The organism is Pseudomonas sp. TE3-3-F2023 (assembly GCF_036784815.1).
GTDB lineage: Bacteria > Pseudomonadota > Gammaproteobacteria > Pseudomonadales > Pseudomonadaceae > Aquipseudomonas > Aquipseudomonas pudica.
Genome location: NZ_CP145113.1, coordinates 1,294,301 through 1,318,251 on the forward strand (window position 1 = coordinate 1,294,301; position 23,951 = coordinate 1,318,251).

Consider the following 23,951-nt stretch of genomic DNA (forward strand, 5'->3'; position numbering starts at 1 on the left):
CATTGGGAGGGGGGAGGGCCAGCGGTGAGGGGCTTGGGGATTTGTGTTGCCTGTCCCGGCCCTTTCGCGGGTAAACCCGCTCCCACAGGATCTCACCCTATTTGAAGGAGGTGATTTACCTGTGGGAGCGGGCGTGCCCGCGAAGAGGCCGGATCAGGTTGAGTCAGGCTTTGGGCTGATCGGCCAACTGGTCAGCCAGGCGCACGAAGGCGGCCAGGTCCAGCTGTTCAGGGCGCAGGCTGCCGTCCACGCCGGCAGCTTCGATGGCGGCGCTGTCGAGCAGGCCTTTCATGGTGTTGCGCAGGGTCTTGCGGCGCTGGTTGAACGCTTCGCGTACCACCTGCTCCAGCAGCTTTGCGTCCTTGGCTGGGTACGGCAGCACTTCGTGCGGCACCAGGCGGACGATGGCCGAGTCCACTTTCGGCGGCGGGTTGAAGGCGCCAGGGCCAACGTTGAACAGGTGCTCGACCCGGCAGTGGTACTGCACCATGATCGACAGACGCCCCCAGTCACCACCGCCAGGGCCGGCGGCCATGCGCTCGACCACTTCCTTCTGCAACATGAAATGCATGTTGCGGATCAGCCCGGCATGGCTGAGCAGGTGGAAGATCAGTGGGGTGGAGATGTTGTAGGGCAGGTTGCCCACCACCTTGAGGCTGCGCGGTGGCACGCCCAGCTGGTTGAAGTCGAACTTCAGGGCGTCGCCCTGGTGCAGGCGGAAATTGCTGCGGCCGGCGAACTTGTGCTGCAGGATCGGCACCAGGTCCTTGTCCAGTTCCACCACGTCCAGCTGTGCTCCGCTGCCCAGCAGGCCTTCGGTCAGGGCGCCCTGGCCGGGGCCGATTTCCAGCAGATGTTCGCCGGCCTTGGCGTTGATGGCACGCAGGATGCGGTCGATGATGCCGGCGTCGTGCAGGAAGTTCTGGCCGAAGCGCTTGCGCGCCCGGTGTTGGTATTGCTCGTTCATGGTCGGTTCTCGGCCATCTGGTAGGCGGTTTCCAGCGCGACGCGCAGGCTGCCGGTGTCGACCTTGCCGGTGCCGGCCAGGTCCAGGGCGGTGCCGTGGTCGACCGACGTGCGGATGATCGGCAGGCCCAGGGTCACGTTGACTGCAGCGCCGAAGCCTTTGTACTTGAGTACGGGCAGGCCCTGGTCGTGGTACATCGCCAGCACCGCATCGCAGTGCTCCAGATATTTGGGGGTAAACAGGGTATCGGCCGGCAGCGGTCCGCGCAGGTCCATGCCTTCGGTGCGCAGGCGGGCCAGGGTCGGCTCGATGATGTCGATTTCCTCGCGGCCCAGGTGGCCGCCCTCGCCCGCGTGCGGGTTGAGGCCGCACACCAGGATGCGCGGGTTGGCAATGCCGAACTTGTCGCGCATGTCGGCATGCAGGATACGGGTTACACGCTCGACGCGCTCGGCAGTGATGGCGTCGGCAATGTCGCGCAGCGGCAGGTGCGTGGTCACCAGGGCCACGCGCAGGCCATGGGTGGCCAGCATCATCACCACTTGCGCGGTGTGGGTCAGCTCGGCAAGGAATTCGGTATGCCCGGAAAAGGCGATACCGCTTTCGTTGATCACGCCCTTGTGTACAGGGGCGGTGATCATCCCGGCGAAGTGCCCGTCCAGGCAGCCTTGCCCGGCACGGGTCAGGGTTTCCAGCACGAACGCGGCATTCGCCTTGTCGAGCTGGCCCGGTACTACCGGGGCTGCCAGGGGGGTGTCCCAGACGTACAGGCTACCCGCTGGCGCCGGCTGCTCGGGCCATAGGCCCGGCGCTACCGGCAGCAGGTTGACGGCCAGCCTCAGCCGCGTGGCCCGCTCGGCGAGCAGGTCACGGCTGGTGATGGCGATCAGGGGGTGGGGCTGGGCGTCTGCGGCGAGCAGCAGGCACAGGTCGGGGCCTATCCCGGCCGGCTCGCCGGGGGTGACGGCGAAGCGCAGGGGCTTCACTGGGCGGCCTGGTCAGCGCCAGGCAGCTTGATTTCAACGTAGGCCTCGTCGCGGATCTGGCGCAGCCAGGTCTGCAGCTCTTCGTCGTACTTGCGGTTGCGCAGTACGTTCATGGCCTGTTGCTCACGAGCCTGTTCGGTGCTGTCGGTGGCGCGACGGCCCAGCACTTCCAGGACATGCCAGCCGTACTGGGTCTTGAACGGACGGGTGACTTCGCCTTGGGCGGCGTTGGCCATCTGCTCGCGGAACTCCGGTACCAGGCTGTTCGGGTCAACCCAGTTGAGGTCGCCGCCGTTAAGCGCCGAACCCGGGTCTTCAGAGAAGCTCTTGGCCAGTTCGCCGAAGTCTTCGCCGTTCTTGATGCGCTCGTACAGGCGCTCGGCCAGTTGCTCGGTGGCAGCCTCGCTGCGGATCTCGCTAGGCTTGATCAGGATGTGGCGAACGTGCACTTCGTCACGCAGCACGTTCTCGCTGCCGCCACGCTTCTCCTCGAGTTTGAGGATGATGAAACCGTTGGGGATGCGGATAGGCTGGGTAATTTCACCAACCGGCATGCTGCTGAGCATCTTGGCGAAGTCTGGTGGCAGCTGGCCGGCTTTACGCCAGCCCATTTCGCCGCCTTCCAGGGCGTTTTCGCTGGCGGAGCGGGCAATGGCCATCTGGCCGAAGTCCGCGCCCTGCTTGAGCTGCTGGTACACATCGCCAACCTGGCGCGCGGCGGCCTGGATGGCTTCAGAGTTGGCCGCTTCCGGGGTCGGGATCAGGATGTTGGCCAGGCGGTACTCTTCCGACATCTGCATCTTGCCAAGGTCGGAGTTGAGGAAGTTCTTCACCTCCTGCTCGGACACCTGGATGCGCTCGGCCACGCGGCGCTGGCGCACGCGGCTGATGATCATCTCGCGCTTGACCTGCTCGCGGGCGTCGTCGAACGACATGCCGTCACGGGCCAGAGCGGCGCGGAACTGGTCAAGCGACATGCCGTTGCGCTGGGCAATGGTGCCCATGGCCTGGTTCAGCTCTTCGTCGGTGATGCGGATGCCGGAGCGTTCGCCGATCTGCAACTGCAGATTTTCGACGATCAGGCGCTCCAGTACCTGCTGGTCCAGCGCACCGGCAGGCGGCATGCCGCCGCCGCGCTTGGCGATGGTTTGCTGTACCTCGCGGACACGTTGGTCCAGCTGGCTTTGCATGACCACGTCGTTGTCGACGATGGCCACCACGCGATCAAGAGGTTGCACCGCGGCATGCACCGCGCCACTCAGCAATGCAACGCCCAGCAACGCCGGGCGCAGTCGATCAATAAGCTTGGTCTTCACGTTCACGGTAACCTTGAATGCCTTCGTCGAGGAAAGACTCGACCTTGTTGCCGACTACACCACCGAGGCCTTTCAGGACGATCTGAAGGAAGATGCCGTGGTCGCCTTTTTCGTTCGCCGGGAGGGCTTGGCTGAAGTCGTCGTAATCGATCCAGTAACGGTTGATCAGGCGCAGCTTCCAGCAGCAGTTGTCGTACTCGAAACCGCCCATGGCTTCCAGGGTGCGGTTGCGGTTGTAGTCATGCTGCCAGCGAGCGATGACGCTCCACTGCGGAACGATCGGCCAGATGACCGAGAAGTCATGCTGCTGGATCTTGTAGTAATCCTTGATGTAGTTCTCGCTGCCTGGGACGCCGTAGTCGCCACCGCCCACTTTCCAGGTACCGGTCGTGGAGTCGTAGGAGATGGTGTCGTTACGGTAGCGATAACCGAGGTTGACCACTTTGTTCGGGTTGTCTTCAGGCTGGTAGTGGAACATCGCGCTGCCCGAGCGGGTGCTGCGGCTGTCCGGGTCCCAGTTGAAGTCCGAATTGAAGCGCCAGTCGCGGTTGAAGTAGTAGTTGTACACCAATGCGTATGGCGACACATCGGACTGCGAGTCGCTGCGGGTACGGTAATCGATACCAGGGAGCTGAACTTTACGGTCCTTGAAGTAGAAGGCCTGACCGATGCTGAAGTTCTGGCGTTCGAAGCCGTTTTCTTCGATCCAGCGGGTGGTCACGCCCAGCGACAGCTTGTTCTCGTCACCGATACGGTCGGTGCCGCTGAAGCGATTGTCGCGGAATAGCGAGTCGTAGCTGAACAGGGTTTCACCGGAGTCGAACAGCGGGATGTCCTTCTGGTCCTTGTATGGGACGTAGAGGTAGTACATACGCGGTTCGAGGGTTTGTTTGTAGTTGGTGCCGAACAGCGAAGTTTTGCGGTCGAAGTACAGGCCGCTGTCCACGCTGAAGATCGGCACGTCGCGGTTCAGCGAGCTGTTGTAGCTGCCGTACGCCGGGTTGGCCGATTGCGCGATAGCCTGGGTTTTACCCTGGCTGTCCAAGTCCAGATCGTAGTGGGTGTATGCGTACTTCAGCTTGGGGGTCAGGAAGCCGTAACTGGCTTCCATCGGCAGGCTGATCGATGGTGCAACGTTGAAACGGTTGCCGTTGGCACGAGCGATGCCGCTGACGTTCTGGTCCAGGCGGCGACCAGGCGCACCCGCCGAAGTGTCGGGAAGGCCATCTTCGTTCAATACGAAGTCGTCTTTCAGGTCACGATCGAAACGGACTGCCTCGGTTTCGTAGGCAATATTGAGCCCACCTGGCTCGTACGGCAGCTTGCCATTGAAGGTAATCTGCGGCAGACGATCGTACGGAGTGATCTTCGAGATGGTCGCCATCTCGTAGGCATGCACATTCAACCGCGCGGTGTAGCTGTCGCCACGGTAGGTCAGTGCTCCCTGCTGGTTCAGCAGGTCCTGGGTTTCAATACCGATCTGGTCGGATTCCAGGTCTTGGAAGTAGAACGGGTCGCTGATGTCGGTGTAGTCCACCTCGGTCATCAGGCGCTCGTCCAGCCCGCCCTTGTGCTGCCAGTTGACCATCCAGCGCTGCTCTTTGTAGTCAGTCTGGTCTTTGCGGTCGTCGTTCTTGTCGTTGAGGTACGCGCCACCGAACTGGCCTTCGCTGGAAGGCGTCAGGTAGCGGAACTCGCCTTCCATCAGCAGGCCGCGCTTGGTCATGTAGCGCGGGTACAACGTGGCGTCGTAGTTCGGCGCCAGGTTGAAGTAGTACGGCGTGACCAGCATGAAGCCGGTGTCGCTGGTGCTGCTGAACGATGGCGGCAGGAAGCCGGACTGGCGACGGTCGTCGATCGGGAAGTAGATGTACGGTGTGTAGAACACCGGGAAATCCTTGACCCGCAGCGTAACGTTGGTCGCGGTACCGAAACCGGTGGCCGGGTTCAGGGTGATGTTGTTGCCCTTCAGCTGCCAGGCGTTGCTGCCCGGTTCGCAGGTGGTGTACGTACCGTCCTTGAGGCGGATGATGGCGTTCTCGCCACGCTTGGCGTACAGGGCACTGCCGCGAATGTGCGACTTGTGCATCACGTATTCGGCGTTGTCGACCTGGGCTTCGCCCGTGTCGAGCTGGATCTGTGCCTCGTCACCGACCACCAGCGAACCGTTGTCACGGATCTTGACGTTGCCCTTGAGCTCGCCACGGTTTTCGGTCTGGTAGAGGTTGGCCTCGTCGGCCTCGGCCTGCATGCTGCCCTGGCGCATCACCACGTCACCGGCGAGGGTAGCGATCTGCTGCTCCTGCTGGTACTTGGATACCTTGGCGTTGATGTAGGTCGGCGACTCGTCCTTCGGCGTGGTGTCGGCCATGCCCGGGCGGGTTGGCTCGATGTAGGCGCCACCGCAGTACGGGCCGGTTTCGGCCAGCTGTGCGGCAGTGAGCTTTTCACGCGGAACCCAGTCCAGGTGGCTGTAGTCTTCGCTACGCGACTTCAGGCCACGGCCCTTGGCCTCGGTGACCAGCATCGGCCGGTCCGCGGTTTCGCCTTCGCTCGCGGCTTCGGTGCCGGTGCTGACGGCAGCACCCTCGTGCACCGGGCGCGGTGGCAGGTTGTTGGCTGGGGTCTTGGGCTTGCAGTCCCAACCACCGGAGGCGGACACTTGGCAGTCGAATTGTTCGGCTGCCACCACGTAAGACGTGGCCAGAGGTTGCAGGGCCAGCAGACCGCCGGTTACCAGCAACGGAAACTTTCTACGAAACGCGGGGGATTTCAATGCCATCTTATTAGTCCGGGCTTCCTGCGTGCCATCTGCCCGCGTGTGGGGCCGCACGCCTCTCGATGGTCTGAAAAAGATGCTGGATAATAAAGCATGACCCGCTTGACGGCTAGGGCCGTCGGAGACCCTTGTAATGCCTGAACACGATGTACGCCTGCAACAACTGACGGTCTGGCTCGATGAGCAGCTCAATGATCTTTTCCGGAAAAACGCCTGGGGCGATGTGCCCGCAGGCAGCCTGACCGCGGCCAGCAGCGACGCCAGCTTCCGTCGTTACTTCCGCTGGCAGGGCGCTGGTCACAGCTTCGTGATCATGGATGCACCACCGCCCCAGGAGAACTGCCGACCGTTCGTCGCCATCGACCACCTGCTTGCCAGCGCCGGCGTACACGTGCCGCTGATCCATGCCCAGGACCTGGAGCGTGGCTTCCTGCTGCTGGGTGACCTGGGCCACCAGACATACCTTGATATCATTGATGCGGACAACGCCGACGGCCTGTTCGCCGATGCCATCGACGCGCTGCTGGCGTTCCAGCGCCTGCCGATGGATGCGCCGTTGCCCAGCTACGACGACGCACTGCTGCGCCGTGAAGTAGAACTGTTCCCGGAGTGGTACGTGGGCCGTGAGCTTGGCCTGGCCTTCAGCGATGCCCAGAAAACCATCTGGCAGCGTATCAGCCAGCTGCTGATCGACAGCGCGCTGGCCCAGCCCAAGGTGCTGGTGCACCGCGACTACATGCCGCGCAACCTGATGCAGAGCACGCCCAATCCCGGCGTGCTGGACTTCCAGGATGCCGTATACGGTCCGGTCACCTACGACATCACCTGCCTGTTCAAGGACGCCTTCCTCAGCTGGCCGCAGGCGCGGGTCGAAGGGTGGCTGCGCGACTACTGGCAGAAGGCGCAGGCTGCCGGCATCCCGGTGCAGGCCGAGTTCGAGGCATTCCAGCGTGCCAGCGACCTGATGGGTGTGCAGCGCCACCTGAAGGTAATCGGCATCTTCGCCCGAATCTGCCACCGCGACGGCAAGCCTCGTTACCTGGGCGACGTGCCGCGCTTCTTCGCCTATATAGAAGAAGTGATCAGCCGCCGACCCGAATTGGCGGAGTTGGGCGAGCTGATTGCTGAGTTGCAGGCCGGAGCGCGTGCATGAAGGCAATGATCCTGGCAGCGGGCAAAGGCGAGCGCATGCGCCCGCTGACCCTGCACACCCCCAAACCGCTGGTCCCGGTCGCCGGCCAGCCACTGATCGAATACCACCTGCGGGCCCTGGCTGCGGCGGGCGTCACCGAGGTGGTGATCAACCATGCCTGGCTCGGCCAGCAGATCGAGGACCACCTGGGTGACGGCAGCCGTTTCGGCCTGAGCATCCGCTATTCGCCCGAAGGCGAGCCGCTGGAAACCGGCGGTGGTATCTACAAAGCCCTGCCATTGCTGGGTGACGCGCCGTTCTTGCTGGTAAACGGCGATGTCTGGACCGACTATGACTTCGCGCGCCTGCAGGCTCCCCTGCAAGGCCTGGCCCACCTGGTGCTGGTCGATAACCCTGGCCATCACGGCCGCGGCGACTTCCGCCTGGTGGGCGAGCGGGTGGTCGATGGTGACGATGCGCCTGGCACGCTGACTTTCAGCGGCCTTTCGGTGCTGCACCCGGCGCTGTTCGAAGGCTGCCAGCCTGGCGCCTTCAAGCTGGCGCCGTTGCTTCGCCAGGCCATGGCTGCCGGCCAGGTCAGTGGCGAGCACTACCGTGGGCACTGGGTGGATGTCGGCACGCTCGAACGTTTGGCCGAGGCCGAGCGCCTGATTGGCGAGCGCGCCTGACATGTGGTGGCCAAGCACGGTGATTGGTGCCGGTGCCGGCTTTGCCGTTGCCAGCATCCCCGGGGCCTTGCTCGGCGCGTTGCTCGGCCAGGCCATGGACCGCCGTCTGCGTTTGCAAGGTTGGGAGGACATGCGCGAACGCCTGGGGGGGCGCCCAGCCTTGCAGGACGACGAGTTGCTGTTCGTGATGCTCGGGCGCCTGGCCAAGTGCGATGGCCGGGTGGTCGAACAGCATATCCAGCAGGCGCGCCAGGAGATGGTGCGTCTGGACCTGGCCGAAGCAGCCCGACTGCGCGCGATTGCTGCGTTCAACCGTGGCAAGGCGGGCAAGGACCGGCTGGGTGGGCACCTGCGCCGCATTCGCCAGCAGCCGCATGCGGCCGAAGGCACCCTGCGTGCCTGTTGGCGCATGGTCTGGGCCGACGGCAAGATGGGCAACAAGGAGCGTGAGCTGCTGCTGGACTGGGGGCAGAAACTGGGCCTGAGCCGGCGGCAGGTGCAGGCCATGTCGCTGGAGTACGAACCACGCAAGGCGGCGGGGCCGGAAGGGATCGCCATGACCTACGCGGCGGCGTTGCGCTTGCTGGCGGTCGAGGCGGATACCGATGGCGACAAGGTCAAGCAGGCGTATCGTCGGCTGGTCAGTCGGCACCACCCGGACAAGCTGGCGGGCACTGGTGCCAGTGAGGCGCAGGTGCGTGAAGCGACCGAGCGTACCCGGGAGTTGCATCAGGCCTATGCAATGATCCGTAAGCGGCGGGGCCTTTGATGGCCCTATCGCCGGCAAGCCAGCTCCCACTGGTATTGCACTGACCCTTAACACCGTGGGGTACCTGTGGGAGCCAGCTTGCCGGGGATGGGCCGTCATGGCAAACCTTACCCCTGCGGGTTCATCCACCCCCGCACCCGGCGGAACAGTTGCTCCTGCTCGGCCACCTTGTTCCCCGGCATGGCAATCAGCGACAACTGCCGATACTGGCTGTCCTTCTGCCGCTTGCTGGCCTGCAGGCGCTGCGCGGCCGCATTGCGGTCACCGCTGCGGGTGACGTAGTAGATGTCGGCAGTCGGCACTTTCAAGGTCGGCGCCAGGCTTTCCAGGTCATGCTCAACCCGCGCCGGTGTCTGAGCGGCAACCATCACCAGTTTCTGCACCTGCGGTGGCTGTTTCTCGCTCAGGTAGCGGGCCGCCCAATACGCACCGCTGCCATGGCCGATCAGCACGATGCTGCGGGCGTTGTGCTGCTGGGCAAAGGCCACCGCAGCATCCAGGCGGGCGAAAATGCGCTCGGCATCAGCCGGGTCTGTTTGCTCGCTGGCCTGTTTGGCGTCGGTGCTTTCCGCGGTGTCGGCATCTGCTGCGGTCGCCTGGGCGACGTTGGCATTGGCATCGTCCGGCACGTCCTTGGCCGGGGCGCTTTCGCCCTTTTCTGGCTGCGGCTCGGCAGCCGGCTTGGCCTCGACCCGCGCCTGTGGGCTGTCGGCGAGCAGATCGGGCAGGCTGATGCTAAGGCTGTGCCAGCCGATATCGGGGAACTTCTGCCGCAGCGGGCCGACCGCATTCGGCCAGTCAGCCGTTTCGCCAGCCCCCGGGACGATGATGACCGCTCCCTCCGGGTCGCTGTCGTTGGCTGGTTTCCACAGGGCCAGGAAGCTGTCGGCACCAGCCTGCAGGGTCTGCTGTTCGGCCTTGGGTACCAGCCGCTCGAGCGCCTGGGCGTCCTCCTGGCTGCGTTCCAGCAGCGGCGGGCGAGGGGCTTGGGCAGCGGGTGCTTCGGTAGTGGATGGTTTTTCGGCATCGGCGGCCAGGGCGCCGAGTGGAAGGAGCGAGGCTAGGCAGCACATTGCCAGCGTCGTGCGATAAAGTGTGGACATGAGTCAACCCAGGGCCAGAATGATACCGGCAGCCTAATAGTATTTGCCCGTGACGGCCATGCTGCATGGCCGCCTTGCCAAGACGAGCGTGTAGATGAAGCGAGTGCGTCGCCTGTTTGTTATCGGCTGCTTGTGGCTGCCCTTGATTGCATTGGCCAGGCCCGAGACGGTGCCCACGGTTGCCTTGGAACCGGCCCAGCAGCAATGGCTGGATACACACCGCAGCCTGCGTGTCGGCCTGGTGTTGCAGGCGCCCTACGCTCAGTTCGACCGGCGCCTGCAGCAACTGTACGGAGCCAACGTGGAACTGGTGAGCAGCCTGGCACAGGCCCTGCGGCTGGACCTTACCTGGCGCAACTTCGCCGACCAGGCCAGCCTCGAGCATGCCCTTCAGGCCGGCGAAATCGACTTTGCCCCGGGGCTTACCCAGACCCCCGCCAGCCTGCGTCTGTGGCTGTTCAGCGACCCTTACATGCGCGTGCCGCAACTGGTGGTGGGGCCGCGTACCGGGACCATGGCCGTGGAACTGGAAACGCTCGAGGCCGAGCAGCGGGTGGCGGTGCGCATGCCCAGCCAGCTGGCGGACTACCTGCGTGGCAATTACAGCAACCTCAACCTGCAAGGGGTGCCCAACGAGCGCGAGGCCCTGCAACTGGTGGTGGGTGGCCAGGCTAGTTTCGCAGTGCTGGACGAAGCCCAGCTCAGCCGCCTGTCGCGCGAAAGCGAGTTCAGTGAGTTGGCCGTGGTCGGCGATATCGGCCTGCCGCAACTGTTGCGCATCGGTTCGCGGCGCGACTGGCCGCTGCTGGCCGATGTGCTCGAGCGTGGCCTGCAGGCGTTGCCGGCCAAGGAACTGGAGCAACTGCACCAGCGTTGGCTGCAGCCAAAGTACCCTCGTCTGAGTGAATCGACGGGTTTCTGGCAGAACCTGGCCTTGTTGTCCGGCATGCTGCTGTTGTGCGCGCTGGCTACTCTGGTGTGGCAGCGTCGGCAGCAGCGTCAGCTGGAGCGTAGCCTGCTGGCCACCCGAGAAAGCCTGGTGGAGCGGCAAGTGCGTGAAGAAGCATTGCGCCTGAGTCAGTTCGCCATCGACCAGAGCACAGTGGGCATCCTCTGGGTCAACTGGGACAGCCACGTACGCTACGCCAACCATGCCGCCGAGCGCATGCTGGGCTATGGCGAAGGCGCGCTGCTGGAGCGGCCGCTGAGCGACTTTGAACCCAGCCTGACCATGGACCGCTGGCTGGAGCTTTGGAAAGGCGCGCGCACCGGTGCGGGCGGTGTCGGCCAGTTCGAGACGCAGTGCCGGCGGGCAGACCACAGTCTGCTGCCGGTCGAGCTGTCGCTGAGTTTTCTGCGTTTTCGTGACTCCGAGTACCTGGTGGTATACCTCGCCGATGTCACCGAGCGCCACCGCGCCCTGGCGGCTCTGCGCGAAAGCGAGGCGCGCCTCAAGGGCATCGCCGGCAACGTGCCGGGATTGGTGTTCCGCCTGGAGCGAGACCCGGCCGAGGGTGACCTGGAATTCCCCTACATCAGCGAGGGCAGTGAGGCCTTGGTGGGCTATTCGCCCAGCGAGATCCAGCACCCGCAGATGGGCCTGCGCAACCTCGTACATCCCGAGGACCGCGCCGACTATCACCGAGTGCAGGACCTGGCCCTTGCCAGCGACCAGGATTGGTCCTGGCAGGGGCGCATCCTCACCCGTCAGGGTGAGCAGCGCTGGGCCGACATCAAGGCCAGCACCCGACGCCTTGGCAACGGCCAGGTGGTGTGGGACGGCGTGGTGTGGGACATCACCCAGGGCAAGCGGGCCGAGTTGGCGCTGGCCAGGTCCCAGGAGCAGCTGCGCGAACTGTCGGCCCATCTGGAAAGCGTGCGTGAGGAAGAAAAGGCCCGCATTGCCCGGGAAGTGCACGATGAACTGGGGCAGATGCTGACCGTGCTCAAGCTGGAGGTGTCGATGTGCGAGCTGGCCTTCGCCGAGCTGGACCCGGGCCTGAACGAGCGCCTGACCACCATGAAGCGCCTGATCGCCCAACTGTTCCAGCTGGTGCGTGACGTGGCCACCGCCTTGCGCCCGCCGATTCTCGATGCCGGCATCGCCTCGGCCATCGAATGGCAGGCGCGGCGCTTTGAAGCACGCACGCAAATCCCCTGCCTGGTGCAAGTACCGGATAATCTGCCAGCATTGAGCGATGCCAAGGCCATCGGGCTGTTCCGTATCCTCCAGGAGGCGCTGACCAACGTGATGCGCCATGCCCAGGCGCACAGCGTGGAGATCGAACTGGTGCGTGAGCACGGGCAATTGCGCATGACTGTCAGCGATGACGGCCAGGGCTTTTGCCGCGACCAGCCACGGCCCACCTCGTTCGGCCTGGTAGGGGTGCGTGAGCGGGTGCTGATGCTGGGCGGCAGCATGGCACTGGACAGTGAACCGGGCGAAGGCACCAGCCTGAGCGTGGCCATACCGTTGGAGTAGGAGAGCGATCGTGATTCGAGTGCTGGTGGCCGAAGACCACACCATTGTCCGTGAAGGCATCAAGCAGTTGATCGGCCTGGCCAAGGACATGCAGGTGGCGGGGGAGGCCGGTAACGGTGAGCAGTTGCTGGAAACCCTGCGCCACACGCCGTGCGAGGTGGTACTGCTGGATATCTCGATGCCGGGTGTGAATGGCCTGGAGGCGATTCCGCGGATCCGAGCGTTGCACGACGCCCCGGCGATCCTGATGCTGTCGATGCACGACGAAGCGCAGATGGCGGCGCGGGCGCTGAAGGCCGGGGCGGCGGGCTATGCCACCAAGGACAGCGACCCGGCGCTATTGCTGACCGCGATTCGCCGGGTTGCCGCTGGCGGGCGCTATATCGACCCGGCGCTGGCCGACCGCATGGTCTTCGAAGTGGGCCTGACCGAGTCGCGGCCGTTGCACACGCTGCTGTCGGAGCGGGAGTTTTCGGTATTCGAACGGCTGGCACAGGGCGCCAACGTCAACGACATCGCCCAGCAACTGGCGCTGTCGAGCAAGACCATCAGCACGCACAAGGCACGCCTGATGCAGAAGCTGAAAGTGAACTCGCTGGCTGAGCTGGTGAAGTACGCAATGGAGCACAAGTTGGTCTGAATGCGACATGCCTGTTCTCGGAACTTGCCGAGATCCCTGTGGGAGCGGGCGTGCCCGCGAAAGGGCCTGACCTGCCGATCTCTATGGCTGAACCGGCTCCTTCGCGGGCATGCCCGCTCCCACAGGTTTGGCGGGTGGCTCGGATGAGCATTCCAAACCCGCCATCTTTGTAGGGGAATCCCTACAGCAAATCTTCCATCCGGATGATGGCATTCTCTCACCACCCCCGATTTTCCGGCGCTTGCCGCTTGTCTAGTCTTTGCCTACGCAGTCATCCAACAAGAAGGTGCAGGCATGAGCGAGGCGAAGTCGAACGCTGCAACCAGCGAAACGCTGGTCAGCTTCCGTGGTGTGCAGAAGAGCTACGACGGCGAGTCGCTGATCGTCAAAGACCTCAACCTGGATATTCGCAAGGGCGAGTTCCTCACCCTGCTTGGCCCATCCGGCTCGGGCAAGACCACCAGCCTGATGATGCTGGCCGGCTTCGAAACCCCCACCGCCGGTGAAATCCAGCTGGCCGGGCGTTCGATCAACAACGTGCCGCCGCACAAGCGCGACATCGGCATGGTTTTCCAGAACTACGCGCTGTTCCCGCACATGACCGTGGCCGAGAACCTGGCCTTCCCGCTGACCGTGCGCAACCTGAGCAAGACCGACATCAGCGAGCGGGTCAAGCGGGTGCTGAACATGGTCCAGCTCGATGCCTTCGCCAAGCGTTACCCCGGCCAGCTGTCCGGAGGCCAGCAGCAGCGTGTGGCCCTGGCCCGCGCGCTGGTGTTCGAGCCGCAGCTGGTGCTGATGGACGAACCGCTGGGCGCGCTGGACAAGCAGCTGCGCGAGCACATGCAGATGGAGATCAAGCACATCCACCAGCGCCTGGGCGTGACCGTGGTGTACGTGACCCACGACCAGGGTGAAGCGCTGACCATGTCAGACCGGGTAGCCGTATTCCACCAGGGCGAAATCCAGCAGATCGCCGACCCGCGCACGCTGTACGAAGAACCCTGCAACACGTTCGTCGCCAACTTCATCGGCGAGAACAACCGCATCAACGGCACCTTGCTCGCCAGCGATGGCAAACGCTGCCAAGTGCAGTTGCCGCGTGGCGAGCGGGTCGAGGCGCTGGCGGTAAATGTCGGCCAGGCCGGCGAGCCGGTGACCCTGTCCATCCGCCCGGAGCGCGTGCGCCTGAACGGTCACAGCGAAAGCTGCGTGAACCGCTTCTCGGGCCGGGTGGCCGAATTCATTTACCTGGGCGACCACGTGCGGGTGCGCCTGGAAGTTTGCGGCAAGGGCGACTTCTTCGTGAAGCAGCCGATTGCCGAGCTCGACCCGGCGCTGGCCGTGGGCGATGTGGTACCGCTGGGCTGGGAGGTGGAGCACGCCCGCGCGCTCGATCCGATTGCCGAAGCCCATTGATGGATAGCTTCACCAACCCTGTACTGTGGAGAGAATAATAATGCGCAAGCAGTTGAAACTGACCGCCCTGGCCCTGGGGCTGTTCGCCGCTGGCCAGGCCATGGCCGCAGACCTCACCGTGGTTTCGTTCGGCGGTGCCAACAAGGCGGCCCAGGTCAAGGCGTTCTACGAGCCCTGGGAGAAGGCCGGCAAGGGCAAGATCGTCGCTGGCGAGTACAACGGCGAAATGGCCAAGGTCAAAGCCATGGTCGACACCAAGAGCGTGTCGTGGAACCTGGTGGAAGTGGAGTCACCCGAGCTGGCCCGCGGTTGTGACGAGGGCATGTTCGAAGAGCTCGACCCGGCGCTGTTCGGCAACGAGAGTGACTACGTGCCGGGCGCCATCCAGCCTTGCGGTGTGGGCTTCTTCGTATGGTCCACGGTGCTGGCCTACAACGCCGACAAGCTGAAGACCGCACCGACCAGCTGGGCCGATTTCTGGGACACCAAGAAATTCCCCGGCAAGCGCGGCCTGCGCAAGGGCGCCAAGTACACCCTGGAATTCGCCCTGATGGCCGACGGTGTGGCGCCGAAGGACGTGTACCAGGTGCTGGGCACCAAAGAGGGCGTGGACCGCGCCTTCAAGAAACTCGACGAACTCAAGCCAAGCATCCAGTGGTGGGAAGCCGGCGCCCAGCCGCCGCAGTATCTGGCCTCGGGTGACGTAGTCATGAGCTCTGCCTACAACGGCCGCATTGCTGCGGTGCAGAAAGAGAGCAACCTGAAAGTGGTGTGGAACGGCGGCATCTACGACTTCGACGCCTGGGCCATCCCGAAAGGCGCCAAGGATGTCGAGGAAGCGAAGAAATTCATCGCCTTCAGCGTGCAGCCCGAGCAGCAGAAGACCTACTCCGAGAACATCGCCTACGGCCCGGCCAATTCCAAGGCCGTGAGCCTGCTGTCGGACGCGGTGAAGAAGGACATGCCGACCACGCCTGAAAACATCGCCAACCAGGTGCAGATCGACGTGGCCTTCTGGGCTGACAACAGCGAGCAGCTGGAGCAACGCTTCAACGCCTGGGCGGCGAAGAAGTAAACGACCAGCGTAGGGGGCCGCTTTGCGGCCCATCGCCGGCAAGCCAGCTCCCACAGGGGCCGCGCTATCCCCGAGATCAGCGCAGTACCTGTAGGGGCAGCTCCCACAGGGATCAGAAGCCCCGAGGCCAGTGCAGTACCTGTGGGGAAAGCTCTCACAGGGATCACAAGCCCCGAAGCCAGTGCAGTATCTGTAGGAGGTAGCTCCCACAGGGATCAGAAGCCTCGAAGCCAGTGCAGTACCTCTGGGAGCTGGCTTGCCGGCGATGGGCTGCGCAGCAGCCCCATTTTCAGTTCGTATCGCGGAGTTCGCCATGGCCATTGCAGTGCCCCTCAAAGAAGGCGCAGGTCCAAGTCTCAAGCAGCGCCTCAAGCACGCCGAGCGGGTAAACCGCTGGAAGGCGCAGGCGTTGATCGCGCCGCTGGCGCTGTTTCTCCTGCTGGTGTTCCTGGTGCCGATCGCGGCGCTGCTGTACAAGAGCGTCGGCAACCCGGAAGTGGTAGGCGGCCTGCCACGCACCGTGGGCGTCATCACCCAGTGGGATGGCAAGAGCCTGCCGGGCGAGGACGTGTACAAGGCGTTGAGCCAGGACCTGGCCGAGTCGCGCAAGAACCAGACCCTGGGCGATCTGTCCAAGCGCCTGAACATGGAGCTTGCCGGTTACCGCAGCCTGTTGGCCAAGACCGCGCGAGCGCTGCCGTTCAAGAGCGAACCCGCTTCCTATAAAGATGCCTTGCAGGCCCTCGACGAGCGTTGGGGCGACCCGGCCTACTGGCAGGCGATCCGCCGCAACACCAGTACGGTCACCTCGTTCTACCTGCTGGCTTCGCTCGACCATCGTATCGATGACCTTGGCGAACTGGCCAAGGCCACCCCGGACCAGGCCATCTACCTGGATATCTTCGCCCGTACCCTGTGGATGGGTGTGGTGATTACCGCCATCTGCCTGGTGCTGGCCTACCCGCTGGCCTACCTGCTGGCCAACCTGCCGACCCGGCAGAGCAACCTGCTGATGATCCTGGTGCTGCTGCCGTTCTGGACCTCGATCCTAGTGCGGGTGGCGGCGTGGATCGTGCTGCTGCAGTCGGGTGGCCTGATCAACAGCGCGCTGATGGCCATGGGCATCATCGACCAGCCGCTGGAACTGGTGTTCAACCGCACCGGCGTGTACATCTCGATGGTGCACATCCTGCTGCCGTTCATGATCCTGCCGCTGTACAGCGTGATGAAGGGCATTTCGCCAAGCTACATGCGTGCGGCGATCTCGCTGGGCTGCCACCCGTTCGCCAGTTTCTGGCGGGTCTACTTCCCGCAGACGTACGCCGGAGTTGGCGCTGGTTGCCTGCTGGTGTTCATCCTGGCCATCGGCTACTACATCACCCCGGCACTGCTGGGCAGCCCGAATGACCAGATGGTCAGCTACTTCGTGGCCTTCTACACCAACACCAGCATCAACTGGGGCATGGCCACCGCGCTGGGCGGGCTGTTGCTGCTGGCGACCGTGCTGTTGTACCTGATCTATAGCTGGCTGGTCGGCGCCAGCCGCCTGCGCCTGAGCTGAGGAGCCTTGTCATGCTGAGCCCTTACATGTCGCCCGTGGAGCGGGTGTGGTTCTACAGCCTGCGCATTCTATGCGGCTTGATCCTGCTGTTCCTGATACTGCCGGTACTGGTGATCGTGCCGCTGTCGTTCAACAGTGGCAGTTTTCTGGTGTACCCGCTGCAGGGCTTCTCGCTGCAGTGGTACCAGGACTTCTTCGGCTCGGCCGAGTGGATGCGGGCCTTGAAGAACAGCATCATCGTCGCGCCGGCGGCCACAGTGCTGGCCATGGTGTTCGGCACCCTGGCGGCCATCGGCCTGACCCGTGGCGACTTTCCGGGCAAGTCGCTGGTGATGGCGCTTGTGATTTCGCCGATGGTGGTGCCGGTGGTGATCATCGGTGTTGCCAGCTACCTGTTCTTCGCCCCGCTGGGCATGGGCAACAGCTTCACCTCGCTGATTCTGGTGCATGCGGTACTGGGCGTTCCGTTCGTCATCATTACCGTGTCGGCAACCTTGCAGGGCTTCAACTACAACCTGGTGCGCGCGGCAGCCAGCCTGGGCGCCTCGCCGCTGCTGACTTTCCGCCGGGTGACCCTGCCGCTGATCGCGCCCGGGGTGATTTCGGGGGCGTTGTTCGCCTTTGCGACGTCGTTTGACGAAGTAGTGGTGACCCTGTTCCTGGCCGGCCCGGAGCAGGCGACCCTGCCGCGACAGATGTTCAGTGGTATTCGCGAGAACCTGAGCCCGACCATTGCCGCGGCGGCGACCTTGCTGATTGCTTTCTCGGTGGTGTTGCTGCTTACCCTGGAGTGGTTGCGTGGGCGTAGCGAGAAGCTGAGGACCCAGCAGCCTGGTTGAAGGTGTGTTGCCTGTGCTGGCCTCTTCGCGGCTAAAGCCGCTCCCACAGGGTTTGTGCACCTGTGGGAGCGGCTTTAGCCGCGAAGAGGCCAGTACAGGTTGATGCTAATCAGCCTTCATCCGCTTCCCTGGGTTACAATGCGCGCCACCGTGATTCTGCCAACAGGTGCGCCATGCAGCCCTACGCTATTGCCCCCTCCATTCTCTCCGCCGATTTCGCCCGTCTGGGCGAGGATGTCGACAAGGTATTGGCCGCGGGTGCCGACATCGTCCACTTCGATGTCATGGACAACCACTACGTCCCCAACCTGACCATCGGCCCGATGGTCTGCACCGCCCTGCGCAAGTACGGCGTCACCGCCCCGATAGACGTGCACCTGATGGTCAGCCCGGTCGACCGCATCATCGGCGACTTCATCGAAGCTGGTGCCACCTACATCACCTTCCACCCGGAAGCCTCGCAGCACATCGACCGTTCGCTGCAGCTGATCAAGGACGGTGGCTGCAAGGCCGGCCTGGTGTTCAACCCGGCCACCAGCCTGGACGCGCTGAAGTACGTGATGGATAAGGTCGACATGGTGCTGCTGATGAGCGTCAACCCAGGCTTCGGCGGGCAGAAGTTCATCCCGGGCACCCTCGACAAGCTGCGCGAGGCGCGTGCGCTGATCGACGCCAGTGGCCGTGATATCCGCCTGGAAATCGACGGTGGCGTCAACGTCAACAACATTCGCGAGATCGCTGCCGCTGGCGCCGACACCTTCGTGGCCGGCTCGGCGATCTTCAACGCCCCGGACTACCAGGAAGTCATCGCCAGGATGCGTGCCGAACTGGCTCAGGCCCGCGCATGAGCGGCTTCGAGCAGCTGTTCCCGGGGACGCTACCCAGGCTGGTGATGTTCGATCTGGACGGTACCCTGATCGATTCCGTGCCAGACCTGGCCGCCGCCGTGGACCGCATGCTGCTCGAACTGGGGCGCCCGCCTGCCGGTCTGGACGCGGTGCGCCACTGGGTGGGCAACGGCGCCCAGGTGCTGGTGCGCCGGGCGCTGGCCGGTGGCATCGACCACGCCACCGTGGACGATGCGCTGGCCGACCAGGCGCTGGCGCTGTTCATGGACGCCTATGCCGAAAGCCACGAACTGACCGTGGTCTACCCCGGTGTGCAGGACACCCTGCGCTGGCTGCGCAAGCAGGGCGTGGAAATGGCGCTGATCACCAACAAGCCCGAGCGCTTCGTTGGCCCGCTGCTGGACCAGATGAAGATTGGCAACTACTTCCGCTGGATCATCGGCGGCGACACCCTGCCGCAGAAAAAGCCCGACCCTGCGGCGCTGCTGTTCGTCATGCAAATGGCCGGTGTCACCCCTCAGCAGTCGCTGTTCGTCGGCGACTCACGCAGTGACGTGCTGGCAGCCAAGGCGGCTGGCGTAAAGTGCGTGGGCCTGACCTACGGCTACAACCACGGCCGGCCGATCCACGACGAGTCCCCCAGTCTGGTGATCGACGACCTGCGCGCATTGCTGCCCGGTTGCGCAGACCCGGCCACTGGGATAACGTTGGCGGACCTTCAAGCCTCACAAGACAGAGAGTCCACCGTGGCGGTTACCGGCAAATTCTGGATGAAAGTCATCAAGGCCCTGGCCCGTTGGCGTTGGCGCGCCTGACTTCAGCCTGCCGGCGCGTGCCGGCCCGTCCGTTTGCCTGACCTATTGCTGCTTGCCACGAGGCTACTCATGACCCGCGAAGAATTCCTGCGCCTGGCCGCTGCCGGCTACAACCGTATTCCCCTGGCCTGCGAAACCCTGGCCGACTTCGACACGCCGCTGTCGATCTACCTGAAACTGGCCGACCAGCCCAACTCGTACCTGCTTGAATCGGTACAGGGCGGCGAGAAATGGGGCCGTTACTCGATGATCGGTCTGCCGTCGCGCACCGTGATGCGTGTGCACGGTTACCACGTCAGCATCCTGCAGGATGGCGTGGAGGTGGAGAGCCACGATGTCGAAGACCCGCTGGCCTTCGTCGAAACCTTCAAAGACCGTTACAAGGTCGCCGATATCCCTGGCCTGCCGCGCTTCAACGGCGGCCTGGTCGGCTACTTCGGCTACGACTGCGTGCGCTATGTGGAAAAGCGCCTGGGTGCCAGCCCCAACCCGGACCCGCTGGGTGTGCCGGATATCCTGCTGATGGTGTCCGACGCGGTGGTGGTGTTCGACAACCTGGCGGTCAAGATGCACGCGATCGTGCTGGTCGACCCGGCTCAAGAGCAGGCTTTCGAACAGGGCCAGGCGCGTCTGCAAGGCCTGCTGGAAACCCTGCGTCAGCCGATCACCCCACGCCGTGGCCTGGACCTGAGTGGCCCACAGGCTGCCGAGCCGGAGTTCCGCTCCAGCTATACCCGCGAGGATTACGAGAACGCCGTCGGCCGCATCAAGGAATACATCCTGGCCGGTGACTGCATGCAGGTGGTGCCGTCGCAGCGCATGTCGATCGACTTCAAGGCTGCGCCTATCGACCTTTACCGCGCGCTGCGCTGCTTCAACCCGACGCCGTACATGTACTTCTTCAACTTTGGCGACTTCCATGTGGTCGGCAGCTCGCCCGAGGTGCTGGTGCGCGTCGAGGACAACCTGGTCACCGTGCGCCCGATTGCCGGCACCCGCCCGCGTGGTGCTACCGAAGAGGCCGACCGCGCGCTGGAAGACGACCTGCTGTCGGACGACAAGGAAATTGCCGAGCACCTGATGCTGATCGACCTGGGCCGTAACGACGTCGGTCGCGTGTCCTCGACCGGCAGCGTGCGCCTGACCGAGAAGATGGTGATCGAGCGTTACTCCAACGTGATGCACATTGTGTCCAATGTCACTGGCCAGCTGCGCGAAGGGCTGACTGCGATGGACGCGCTGCGGGCGATCCTGCCGGCCGGTACGCTTTCGGGGGCGCCGAAAATTCGTGCGATGGAGATCATCGACGAACTGGAGCCGGTCAAGCGTGGTGTTTACGGTGGTGCTGTCGGTTACTTCGCGTGGAACGGCAACATGGATACCGCCATTGCCATCCGTACCGCGGTAATCAAGGACGGTGAGCTGCATGTGCAGGCCGGGGGCGGCATCGTTGCCGACTCGGTGCCGGCGCTGGAGTGGGAAGAAACCATCAACAAGCGCCGGGCGATGTTCCGCGCGGTGGCGTTGGCTGAGCAGACTTCGGCCAAGTAAGTTGATCGGGGCTGCGTTGCAGCCCTTCGCGGGCATGCCCGCTCCCACAGGGAAATCACATGCTGCAAGGCCTGTGCAATACCCGTGGGAGCGGGCGAGCCCGCGAAGGGCCGCAAAGCGGCCCCATCAATTCAAAAGTCGACGCTGACGCCCAAACTCACCCCCTGCTGCGTCAACTCATCACTCTTGCGCCAGTTGTAGTTGCCGCGCAAATGCACCCCCGCCACCACTTCATGGCTCACCCCCAGACTCGCCCGAGTCAGGTCGCTGTGCGGCGTATACCCGGCCAGGGTGAAGTCATTCGCTGGCAGGCTGGTCAGGTGCATCGTCACATCCTGCTGGTCATCCTCGAACTCGTGCTCCTGCGCCACCTCGGCGAACAGCCGGGTACTCGGCAGCACCTGCAAACTGCCCAGCAACCCTACGCCCAAACGGCGTGATGTACGTTCCTGATCATCGAAGCCCAGCGCCGTCGAACGCCCGCTCTTCTCGTCATAGCCATCCACTTTCACCCGCGCATAGTCGGCGCTGATGAACGGCGCCAGCTGCCAGCTGCTGCTCTCGGCTGCCAGGTTGTAGCCCAGCCGCCCCGACATCGCCCAGGCCTCGCCATCGGTGTCGCCCTTTTCGCTGCGGTCGTTCACGCCAAGGGCGAAGGTGCGCTTGAGGTCGCTGTAGTCCAGGTGCCCGGCGGTCAGCGCCGCGTCGGCCCACCAGCGGTCGTGGCGGTATTGGGCGAAGGCGCTGGCAAGGTAGCTGTCCAGCTTGTAGTCCGAGTCCTGTGCGCCGGCTTCCAGCTTCTGCCGGTACACGCCTCCGGCCAGGCCCAGGCGCCATGCATCGTTCAGACGATAGCTGCCGCCCAGGGTCAGGCTGTAGCCGCGGCCGTCGCCGCTGGCCGCGCTGCGCTGGCCGTCGAAGTCCAGGTCCTGGGCGCCGGTGGCAACGAAGGCCTGCCACTGGCCAACTGCCTGCCAGGGTGTCTGCCACTGGTTGCGCAATTCGTCCTGGTGAGCGCGCAGGCTGGCGTGGGCCATTTCCGGGAGCAAGGTCAGTTCCCAGGGGGCGGCAATGATCGAATAGGCGTAGTCGGCAATCAGTTGTTGGCCGGCGATGGTCGGGTGCACCGAGTCGTTGAACAGCAGCTTGGTCGGGTCTGGCGTGGCGCCGTTGATGCCGTACACCGGGTTTTCCACGCAGCCTTCGCCGCTGTAGCAGGTGCCGACCAGATTCTGGCCGCTGGCAAGGCCGAACTGATCGGGGCTGGCCAGCGCTTCGCTCAGCAGCACAGGGATGTTCAGTGGAATGATCTCGGCATCGATCTGCCCCAGTTGGCTGAGCAACGACTGGTTGAACGCGCCGGATAGCAGCGACAGTGGGTTTTGTTGCGGCGTACCGCTGAAGTTCGGTGTCTGCCCGAGGTCAGGCAGCAACCAGACCATTATGTAGCGGGCGCCGCCTTGCTGCAGGGCCTGGGCGCTGGCGGCCAGGCGGGCGCCAGCGGCCACGGCATCGGCCGGGCTGTTGACCAGGCCTTGCAGGAAGTCATTGCCGCCGCCAGTCAGGTAATACAACGCGTTGGGGTCGGCGCGCAGGCCGTTGGCCAGGTAGCCCGGTTTATCACGCAATACCAGCCCGGCGCCGGGGCGCCCTGGTGGGATGACGGTCTCCGAGGTAGTGGTGATCGAGTCCAGGATCTGCTGGGTGGTGTAGCCACCGACTGCCCAGTTGTTGCCGTCGGGAAGGCCCAGCACCGGATTGACCGGAGAGGTGGAAGGGCCTAGCTCGGTCGGGTTCACACCGAGCCGCCCGCCCAGGATCATCGGTGACACTGGCGCATAATTGCCATTGGCATCGCGGTTGGTGAAGCGTACCCCGCCAAACTGCCCGGCGTCGCTGAGGCTGTCACCAAACACGATCATGCTGGAGTAGGGCGAGGGTGTCGCGAAGGCCTGGCTGCAGGCTAACGCCAATGAGGCGAGGGTAAAGCGCAATAACGGTGCTTTTCGCATCAGGGAACATCCTTTTCTTTGTTTTTATCAGGACAACCCCATCGACCTTAGCAAATCGCCGTGCATACCTCCCAAGTCCATTCGTTTCCCCGTGTTTACAGGCATATTGCGCCCGCCGCCCCGGTAGGCTACTGTGCCGGGACGTATGAGCGAGACCTATCCTGTGTTGATCGTCAGCAAACTCTTGATGCGCGTAATCAAGGCCCACGCCCGTTGGCGTTGGCGCGCCTGACTTTATCCCCTGCCGGCCCGTCCGGCCCGCCCCCGTTTGCCTTCCTGTCTACCGCCCTTTGTGGCAAAGCCGCGCCTGTTGGCTGGTGCAGAAAGGTTCGAATTCTGAAGTCAGTAGATTCAAGAGGTTTAACCCGATGTTACTGATGATCGACAATTACGACTCATTCACTTACAACGTCGTTCAGTACCTTGGCGAGCTGGGTGCCGAGGTAAAGGTCATTCGCAATGACGAAATGACCATCGCCCAGATCGAAGCCCTCAACCCCGAGCGCATCGTCGTATCTCCAGGGCCGTGCACGCCGAGCGAGGCGGGCGTGTCCATCGAAGCCATCCTGCACTTTGCCGGCAAGCTGCCGATCCTTGGCGTATGCCTGGGCCACCAGTCCATCGGCCAGGCCTTTGGCGGCGATGTGGTACGTGCCCGCCAGGTGATGCACGGCAAGACCAGCCCCGTACATCACCGTGACCTGGGCGTGTTCGCCGGCCTTAACAACCCATTGACCGTGACCCGTTACCACTCGCTGGTGGTAAAGCGCGAAACCTTGCCCGAGTGCCTGGAAGTGACTGCCTGGACCGCCCATGCTGACGGTTCGGTCGACGAGATCATGGGTCTGCGCCACAAAACGCTGAATATCGAAGGGGTGCAGTTTCACCCCGAGTCGATCCTGACCGAACAGGGCCACGAACTGTTCGCCAACTTCCTCAAGCAGACCGGCGGCCGCCGCTAAGGATCG

General features: G+C 63.8%; 19 protein-coding genes. 13 read left to right on the forward strand and 6 right to left on the reverse strand.

The features are described 5' to 3' along the window. Window positions 1-163: 163 nt before the first annotated feature. From rsmA to V3314_RS05795, 4 genes are read right to left on the reverse strand one after another with little or no spacing between them, the layout of a single operon-like run. A complete protein-coding gene (gene rsmA, locus V3314_RS05780) occupies window positions 164-967 on the reverse strand; it encodes a 16S rRNA (adenine(1518)-N(6)/adenine(1519)-N(6))-dimethyltransferase RsmA (protein WP_338460022.1) in 804 nt (267 codons plus the stop codon). After that, window positions 964-1,953, reverse strand: coding sequence for a 4-hydroxythreonine-4-phosphate dehydrogenase PdxA (gene pdxA, locus V3314_RS05785; protein WP_338460023.1), 990 nt, complete (start codon window positions 1,951-1,953; stop codon window positions 964-966). Before pdxA ends, rsmA begins: the two co-directional genes overlap by 4 nt. Further along, entirely contained in the window at window positions 1,950-3,269 is a 1,320-nt protein-coding gene (locus tag V3314_RS05790; protein WP_015268722.1) for a peptidylprolyl isomerase, read from the reverse strand. The genes pdxA and V3314_RS05790 overlap by 4 nt, the downstream gene beginning before the upstream one ends. Further along, window positions 3,250-6,051: an LPS-assembly protein LptD gene (locus V3314_RS05795; RefSeq protein ID WP_046614416.1), complete on the reverse strand. Its 2,802-nt coding sequence runs from the start codon at window positions 6,049-6,051 to the stop codon at window positions 3,250-3,252. Before V3314_RS05795 ends, V3314_RS05790 begins: the two co-directional genes overlap by 20 nt. A 130-nt stretch (window positions 6,052-6,181) precedes the next feature. On the opposite strand from V3314_RS05795, the gene V3314_RS05800 reads away from it, so the two are divergent. From V3314_RS05800 to V3314_RS05810, 3 genes are read left to right on the forward strand one after another with little or no spacing between them, the layout of a single operon-like run. Continuing rightward, on the forward strand, window positions 6,182-7,201 hold the full coding sequence (locus tag V3314_RS05800) for a phosphotransferase (protein WP_085600118.1): 1,020 nt from the start codon (window positions 6,182-6,184) through the stop codon (window positions 7,199-7,201). Next, a complete protein-coding gene (murU, locus tag V3314_RS05805; RefSeq protein WP_046614414.1) occupies window positions 7,198-7,869 on the forward strand; it encodes an N-acetylmuramate alpha-1-phosphate uridylyltransferase MurU in 672 nt (223 codons plus the stop codon). The genes V3314_RS05800 and murU overlap by 4 nt, the downstream gene beginning before the upstream one ends. Window position 7,870: 1 nt before the next feature. After that, complete coding sequence (locus tag V3314_RS05810) at window positions 7,871-8,638, forward strand: TerB family tellurite resistance protein (protein ID WP_046614413.1); 768 nt, start codon at window positions 7,871-7,873, stop codon at window positions 8,636-8,638. Window positions 8,639-8,745: 107 nt separating this feature from the next. On the opposite strand, the gene V3314_RS05815 is transcribed toward V3314_RS05810, so the two are convergent. Continuing rightward, on the reverse strand, window positions 8,746-9,741 hold the full coding sequence (locus V3314_RS05815; protein WP_046614412.1) for an alpha/beta hydrolase family protein: 996 nt from the start codon (window positions 9,739-9,741) through the stop codon (window positions 8,746-8,748). Window positions 9,742-9,835: 94 nt separating this feature from the next. Here V3314_RS05815 and V3314_RS05820 point away from each other — a divergent pair, with 94 nt between their 5' ends. The 9 genes from V3314_RS05820 (at window position 9,836) to trpE (ending at window position 20,971) form a co-directional block, all read left to right on the forward strand. Next, entirely contained in the window at window positions 9,836-12,223 is a 2,388-nt protein-coding gene (locus tag V3314_RS05820; RefSeq protein WP_338460025.1) for a transporter substrate-binding domain-containing protein, read from the forward strand. A 7-nt stretch (window positions 12,224-12,230) separates the two neighbouring features. Further along, on the forward strand, window positions 12,231-12,863 hold the full coding sequence (locus V3314_RS05825) for a response regulator transcription factor (protein ID WP_170929296.1): 633 nt from the start codon (window positions 12,231-12,233) through the stop codon (window positions 12,861-12,863). A gap of 294 nt (window positions 12,864-13,157) precedes the next feature. Then, entirely contained in the window at window positions 13,158-14,282 is a 1,125-nt protein-coding gene (locus V3314_RS05830) for an ABC transporter ATP-binding protein (protein WP_012270208.1), read from the forward strand. Window positions 14,283-14,322: 40 nt separating this feature from the next. Beyond that, on the forward strand, window positions 14,323-15,357 hold the full coding sequence (locus V3314_RS05835) for an ABC transporter substrate-binding protein (protein ID WP_153671261.1): 1,035 nt from the start codon (window positions 14,323-14,325) through the stop codon (window positions 15,355-15,357). 313 nt (window positions 15,358-15,670) lie between these two features. After that, entirely contained in the window at window positions 15,671-16,918 is a 1,248-nt protein-coding gene (locus V3314_RS05840; protein ID WP_013970602.1) for an ABC transporter permease, read from the forward strand. A gap of 11 nt (window positions 16,919-16,929) precedes the next feature. Further along, the gene (locus V3314_RS05845; RefSeq protein WP_013970603.1) at window positions 16,930-17,757 is read left to right on the forward strand and encodes an ABC transporter permease; all 828 of its coding nucleotides are present in this window, start codon (window positions 16,930-16,932) and stop codon (window positions 17,755-17,757) included. 173 nt (window positions 17,758-17,930) lie between these two features. Next, window positions 17,931-18,605, forward strand: coding sequence for a ribulose-phosphate 3-epimerase (rpe, locus tag V3314_RS05850; RefSeq protein WP_046614408.1), 675 nt, complete (start codon window positions 17,931-17,933; stop codon window positions 18,603-18,605). Then, on the forward strand, window positions 18,602-19,420 hold the full coding sequence (locus tag V3314_RS05855) for a phosphoglycolate phosphatase (RefSeq protein ID WP_085600126.1): 819 nt from the start codon (window positions 18,602-18,604) through the stop codon (window positions 19,418-19,420). The genes rpe and V3314_RS05855 overlap by 4 nt, the downstream gene beginning before the upstream one ends. 69 nt (window positions 19,421-19,489) lie before the next feature. Next, a complete protein-coding gene (gene trpE, locus V3314_RS05860; protein WP_338460026.1) occupies window positions 19,490-20,971 on the forward strand; it encodes an anthranilate synthase component I in 1,482 nt (493 codons plus the stop codon). 131 nt (window positions 20,972-21,102) lie between these two features. Here the strand turns inward: trpE and estP are convergent, their stop codons facing one another. Then, window positions 21,103-22,983 carry an esterase EstP gene (estP, locus tag V3314_RS05865; protein ID WP_196183777.1) on the reverse strand — a complete coding sequence of 627 codons (1,881 nt, stop codon included), beginning with the start codon at window positions 22,981-22,983 and terminating at the stop codon, window positions 21,103-21,105. A 368-nt stretch (window positions 22,984-23,351) separates the two neighbouring features. Here estP and V3314_RS05870 point away from each other — a divergent pair, with 368 nt between their 5' ends. Then, window positions 23,352-23,945: an aminodeoxychorismate/anthranilate synthase component II gene (locus V3314_RS05870; RefSeq protein ID WP_003259809.1), complete on the forward strand. Its 594-nt coding sequence runs from the start codon at window positions 23,352-23,354 to the stop codon at window positions 23,943-23,945. The last annotated feature ends 6 nt before the right edge of the window (window positions 23,946-23,951 follow it).